The sequence below is a fragment of the Loktanella salsilacus genome (assembly GCF_900114485.1).
GTDB classification, from domain to species: domain Bacteria; phylum Pseudomonadota; class Alphaproteobacteria; order Rhodobacterales; family Rhodobacteraceae; genus Loktanella; species Loktanella salsilacus.
This window is the reverse complement of the sequence record NZ_FOTF01000054.1, coordinates 1-5759: the sequence shown is the minus strand read 5'-3', so window position 1 is coordinate 5759 and position 5759 is coordinate 1. Positions and strand designations below refer to the sequence as shown.

6 protein-coding genes and 1 pseudogene are annotated in these 5759 nt (G+C 53.1%); 5 read left to right on the top strand and 2 right to left on the bottom strand.

The annotated features are described in order from the left end of the window. Positions 1 to 137: 137 nt before the first annotated feature. The 4 genes and pseudogenes from BM131_RS19575 to BM131_RS19560 all read left to right on the top strand — a co-directional run. A pseudogene (locus tag BM131_RS19575) lies at positions 138 to 446 on the top strand (IS30 family transposase); the annotation flags it as partial. A gap of 156 nt (positions 447 to 602) precedes the next feature. Further along, positions 603 to 1145: a CBS domain-containing protein gene (locus BM131_RS19570; RefSeq protein ID WP_090192144.1), complete on the top strand. Its 543-nt coding sequence runs from the start codon at positions 603 to 605 to the stop codon at positions 1143 to 1145. A 670-nt stretch (positions 1146 to 1815) separates the two neighbouring features. Continuing rightward, positions 1816 to 2298, top strand: coding sequence for a fasciclin domain-containing protein (locus tag BM131_RS19565; protein ID WP_090192142.1), 483 nt, complete (start codon positions 1816 to 1818; stop codon positions 2296 to 2298). Positions 2299 to 2744: 446 nt separating this feature from the next. Then, entirely contained in the window at positions 2745 to 3152 is a 408-nt protein-coding gene (locus BM131_RS19560; protein ID WP_090192140.1) for a fasciclin domain-containing protein, read from the top strand. A 348-nt stretch (positions 3153 to 3500) separates the two neighbouring features. Here the strand turns inward: BM131_RS19560 and BM131_RS19555 are convergent, their stop codons facing one another. Then, positions 3501 to 4262, bottom strand: coding sequence for a cobalamin B12-binding domain-containing protein (locus tag BM131_RS19555; protein WP_139222736.1), 762 nt, complete (start codon positions 4260 to 4262; stop codon positions 3501 to 3503). Positions 4263 to 4642: 380 nt separating this feature from the next. Between BM131_RS19555 and BM131_RS19550 the strand changes: the two genes are divergently transcribed. After that, a complete protein-coding gene (locus BM131_RS19550; RefSeq protein ID WP_090192136.1) occupies positions 4643 to 5182 on the top strand; it encodes a response regulator transcription factor in 540 nt (179 codons plus the stop codon). 123 nt (positions 5183 to 5305) lie between these two features. On the opposite strand, the gene BM131_RS19545 is transcribed toward BM131_RS19550, so the two are convergent. Beyond that, positions 5306 to 5759, bottom strand: a 454-nt coding sequence (locus BM131_RS19545) for a DDE-type integrase/transposase/recombinase (protein ID WP_245754343.1), incomplete at its 5' end; no start/stop codon positions are given.

Genomic DNA, 5759 nt, shown 5'->3' with positions numbered 1-5759 from the left:
GAGGCTTGGATCCTCATCGCACACATCAGACGCGTCACACGGCATCTCGCAAGGGATTGAGAAGGTGCAGTTAGTTTTGAATCAGACTCTTAGGCTCTACGCGGCAGATGAAACGTCTGTCCGTAGCGTTGCGCTAGTCGATGACTTATGATCGTGGTTCTGAGATGACATGCCATCCAGAACTCTCTCGCCGTCTGAAGATCGACATCTGGTTTTGTGATCCTCACGCACCGTGGCAACGCGGGTCAAACGAAACCACGAATGGCCTGCTCCGCCAGTCCTTCCCGAAAGGGACCGACCTAAGCTGCCTCAGTCAAACCGCCCTGAACGACGTTGCACGCATGATGAACCACCGTCCTCGTAAGACACTAGGATGGAGAACTCCCGCCGAAGCCATGGCCGAAGAACTTGCGGCCATTAAATCAACCCTCGCACTTCAAACTTGAATCCAAGGTCCAGCTGCTCATAGAGGCCTGCTACCACGCCGGATTCATGTAATGAATTCTACACGGGGCGATTTTTGCAACATAGCCCCGTCTTAAACTCGTTAACTAAGCGCACTGCGCTATGTATCAAAAGGTAGTTCAAAAGGAGTCCAAGATATGCCCGAAACAGCCGTCCGAACTGGAAGCCGCCTCATGGACCGCCCCGAATACCGGTCCAAGCAACAGCCGCTAACGTGTTCGCCAGACACCAGCGTTTTTGACGCTGTTACCAAAATGGCCGCCAAAAACTATGGTGCCGTCATTGTCGTTGATGCTCAGCAGAAAGTCATTGGCGTGTTCACAGAGCGTGATGTGATGAACAAGTTGGTCGCCAAAGAGTTAGATCCACGCACGACGTTGGTGTCTGAACTGATGACTGAAAATCCGCGCGTCGCGCGTGAGACAGATGATATGATCGATTGGCTGCGAATTATGTCCAATGAACGGTTCCGCCGACTGCCAGTGGTTGATGGCGATGGACATATTAAGGCAGTATTTACGCAAGGTGATTTCGTATCTTATACATGGCCAGATTTAGTTTATCAAATGCGGTCCATTGCAACAGCAACAGTGACCAAGAATTGGCCGTTATTTATGATTGGTGGTGGTATTGCCCTTTATACTTTACTTATGGTCTTAGTCATTGGCTTGATCAGTTGAATGGTGCGGCTCTGTATAGCCTTTTGCACAAATAGCCTGATGGATAGGGCCCCCCTTTTCCAAGGGGGGAATCCCGCGGCATTAATGTCATTGATGGCAAGTGCGGTGTAGCCATTCAAGACCGTGATGCACTCTAAACCTCCGCGACTTTGGGGTCAAAGTCACGCAGTGATCCGGTGATCCATCAGTTTCATGCATATATCTTGGTCTCGACGCAGGCTCGCGCTGTGATATTGCCCCAAGTTTGTCCGCAGTGCCCGGCTCAGATATTTTGAAGCGCGGACCGCATCGTTTCGAGCTTTTGCGTCAGCGGTGCCGGGCTTGCACGGTTGGGCTTCATTGCGTGGCGGGATGACAGCCTCCGCGATCGGCGACGTCATTATGGCATCCGTGCGTTTCGCATGCTCAATCTGTCGAATTATGCGAGAAATCGACCCAATTTTCCGAAACTTTGTGGGCCATCAGCTATCATTAATTCCGTCGACTTTCCATGGGCTTATCATAAGCCAGAGGGGTGAGCGCTAATTGGAAAAGTGGGTAAATTCGAACCGGAAATTAACAAAGTGACAGATGGATACGGCTGTCTACTAGCCGACGGCGAATTGCCTCCTATATCAACAAGACGCACGCTGCAAGCTTGCATCAAAACGTCCATAGGGAGAATACCACCATGCTACGCAGAACGTTCATGACGACCGCCGCTCTCATCACCTTGGGTACAGGCGTATTCGCCGAATCTCACATGGCTTCGAAGGACATTGTCGATACTGCAATCGAAGCTGGCAACTTCACCACCCTCGTTGCAGCAGTTGAAGCGGCTGGCTTAGTCGAGACGCTGAAGGGCGAAGGTCCATTCACCGTTTTCGCACCTACGGATGAAGCCTTCGCCAAACTGCCTGAAGGCACCGTCGAAGGCCTGCTGGCCGACCCGGAAGCTCTGACGAAGATTTTGACCTACCATGTCGTGCCGGGCCCAGTGATGGCCGCGGACTTGACCGACGGCATGACCGCCACGACGGTAGAGGGTCAAGACGTCACCATCAAAGTTGGTGACGCCGTGATGGTGAACGACGCCACGGTGACGACGCCGGACATCGCAGCATCGAACGGCGTAATCCACGTGATTGACACCGTAATCATGCCGCCGATGTAAATAGGTTGAGCCATCAGCGTGGGGCCGGTTTACCGCTGGCTCCGTCGCGTCGAACTAGGCTGAATAAGCGCGCTGCATCGGAATAATGCTTGCAAAACCGTGGGCCAAATCAGTCGAACCTGACGTTCTTTGTTGAAAAACAAATGCAGCCAGACAGACGGCAATCATCCCGTTTGAACGGGACTTGGTCGTCGAAGTTACTCAGCCATTTCCAATTTCATTGCGAGCGTGATGTCGCCGATGTCCAAGTTTGGGCGGTCGTTGGTGTAAGTCCAGCGTACAGGTGTGGCACGATAGACGTGAAGTGTTTTGGTTTGGCTAAGATGCCGCAGCCCTTGCGCTCTATGAAGTGAGTGTCTGCAGGCTACCTGCAACCTGTCGAGATGGAACAGCTACAAATGTTCCGGCACGCTTGTGCAGCGACTTAACTTTTAAGGAATATACACATGGACATCATCGATACCGCCGTTTCGGCCGGAAACTTCAATACGCTTGTGGCCGCCGTGAAGGCAGCCGACCTCGTTGAGACGCTGAAGGGTACTGGCCCCTTTACTGTGTTCGCCCCCACGGATGCCGCTTTCGCCGCACTGCCGGATGGCACGGTCGAGGACCTCCTGAAGCCCGAGAACAAGGCCAAGCTCGCCTCGATCCTGACCTATCATGTGGTCTCAGGTAAAGTGATGTCGACCGATCTTTCTGATGGCATGACGCCTGCGACTGTCAACGGCGAGACCGTCACAATCCACACGGATGGCGGCGTTAAGGTCAATGATGCAACGGTCTCATCCGCTGATATCGAGGCGGACAACGGTGTTATCCACGTGATTGATGCCGTTCTGATGCCAAAAGGCTAAACATGACGGGGGAGGGCCAACTCCCGAGGAGGCCCTCCTGCTCCGCAAGTCTTCGCCATATCAATGATGTGGTCTACGCGATGACAGTGGTAGGTCACGCGAACCCGGTGCTATCGTGATGATGGACCGACTTCGACAGGTGAATCATCGAAAAATGCAGGACTGTCCGCCTTAACAGATCGCACTCAGACTTCAGAAACGTAATTTGCATCCAATTATTTGTTTCGATTGCGAAACTTTAATCGATCCTCACAAGTCTGCCAATTATGGATGGTGATGCCGGGGAATCGTGGAGATTTAGCCGATCGTCTTCCGATTTCATTTTGGTGTGCTCCTCTATTTGAAGCTTTAATGGCAAGTCAGGTCAGCGTTGCAGCCGAATGAGATGATCCAGTTCAGCGCAAGTAGACCCCGCATCATTGAACATAATGTCGATATCGACCAGATCTGGAACGCGTTTTTGAGCAAGGTCATCACCGGGGCGAAGCCTATGATGGCATGTGCCACGGTGGTACGGATCGCTACGACCAAACGCACCAAAGCATCGAGCCGCCGTTCACTGCTCAGAGACAGGCCGATGATCTGCGGTTGTGTATCCTCGACATGGGCGACGAGCGCGTTGTGATCCGTGTTGGTCTTAAGAGTAACGTTCCATCCGTGGTCTCTTAGCAGACCCGCAGCCATGGTAATGCCGATGCCATGATCTTCACCGAGAATTGTCGCAAATAGTACAAACCTGCGGTGCTCGGCTGGCCTTGATGAAAACGGTTGCGCACTTTGCAATGCGCGCATCACGGCATAAAGATGGCCTGTGGCGCAAGTGACCTGTAGGGACGTCAGTCTGTCTTCGTTCCACCCTTCGCCAAGCCGCCGCGCCGCAATGCCAATATATCCCAGGTAGACACCGGGCCGGGTCAGGCCCTCCGCCCGACGCGCTTCGATGAACTGCAAGGAAGGCAAGGGATCTGGATTAACTAATGCATCACAGAAGGCAGTGATATTAGCTTCGCTTATGTCGGGCGCAATGAAGTCGGAACGTTTTTGTGCAACTCGTCCGAGCCGACACACGATGTCTTTGACAGCGTCGGCCGGAAGATCTTTGCGTTTCAACGCGAAGAGCGACGCTGTGCGCCGATACACTTCAGGGTCGAAAGCGAGGTCCAGTTATCCCAAGTCGAGTGCCTGCCTAGATAAAGACTGCTTTGCTATCCATATTTTGCAATATCCTAAGCCGACGAAGTGCTCACTTTTTGCATTGGGCAGTGGCGCGGGGGCATGCGACAGGCAAAACCGTGTGATACGCCAGTTTTACACGACGCCCGCCGATTGGCATTTATGCGAGCTGTTTGTGAAGAGTTTGCATGCGTCGTTGGTGTGGGTTGGATAGTTCAAAACTTTTTCACATCGGCAATCTCTCAATCAAGCGACAAATTGACCCATGCCGCGTCCGGTTCGCGCTCCTGTGTGTTGTAACTAGCAAGGAGATTATTATGAATGTATCTGATCGGCCCAAATTGATCCTTTTAGTCGAGGACGATGAAGCATTTCGCAACAGACTCGCTGTCGCATTGCGAAAGCGCGGTTTCGAGACAACGTGTGCGGCAAGCGTCGCTGAAGGCTTGAAGGCAATTACCGTCAGCGTACCTGACTATGCTGTCATTGATCTTAGGCTAGAAGACGGAAGTGGTCTGGATGTCGTGTCGGCCCTTGAGCAGCACCACCCTGAAGTCCGTGCCATCATCCTGACGGGCTATGGCAACATCCCAACGGCAGTAGCGGCGGCTCGCCTTGGGGCGATTGACTACATTGCGAAGCCCGCAACCGCAGACGAGATTGTCGCAACGCTCATGGCCCCGAAGGGCAGTAAAATCCCGGTGCCAATTAATCCAATTTCGCCTGATGAGGCGCGCCTCGCTCATATTGAGCGCATCTACCATGAAGTGGGTGAGAACGTGTCTGAAACGGCACGTCTCTTGCAGATGCATCGGCGAACACTACAGAGGATTTTGCGCCGTCACGGCGTTGTCTAAGATGCTGCATAACCAGCGGGATCTAAGTATCAATCGTTATTTTTTTGAATGGCCAACCGCAGAAAGGCTGCCGGCATTGCCAAGTTGTTGGCCGCGTGTCGTAGGGTGTTGCTGGTCTGTAAATTACGCCACCATCTCGATGGTGTATCCTGCCCAGAGGCTGAACGCGTCAGCTCGAGCGTGGCGGTATGAGTTTGCGGTAAGTTGAAATCGGCGGGTACGGAAAATCAGGTTGATCTGATTGTGAGCGGACAGAAATCTCTGAGCCTGCCGATGTGACTTGAACCGGCCGAATATCTTCTCTCGCTTCCGGGTCGGCCTGTGTGATCCTTCGATGGCGTTGTTCAATCCCCTGTGGGTGGGGTGGTCAGCGTCCGCCGCCAATGTTCTGATCGGCTTGACATAGCTACGCAGCTTGTCGGTGATCACGACCCTCGGCTCGCCGAACTGATTGATCAGCCTTTGGAGAAACCGCTTGGTTTTGTCGCAAACTTTTTTGACTTTCGCCGGGTCAGGTGATGCGGCAGTAATTTTGCGGCAGAGGTGGCGGACGAGTGGGGCGGAGTGATGGGTGACT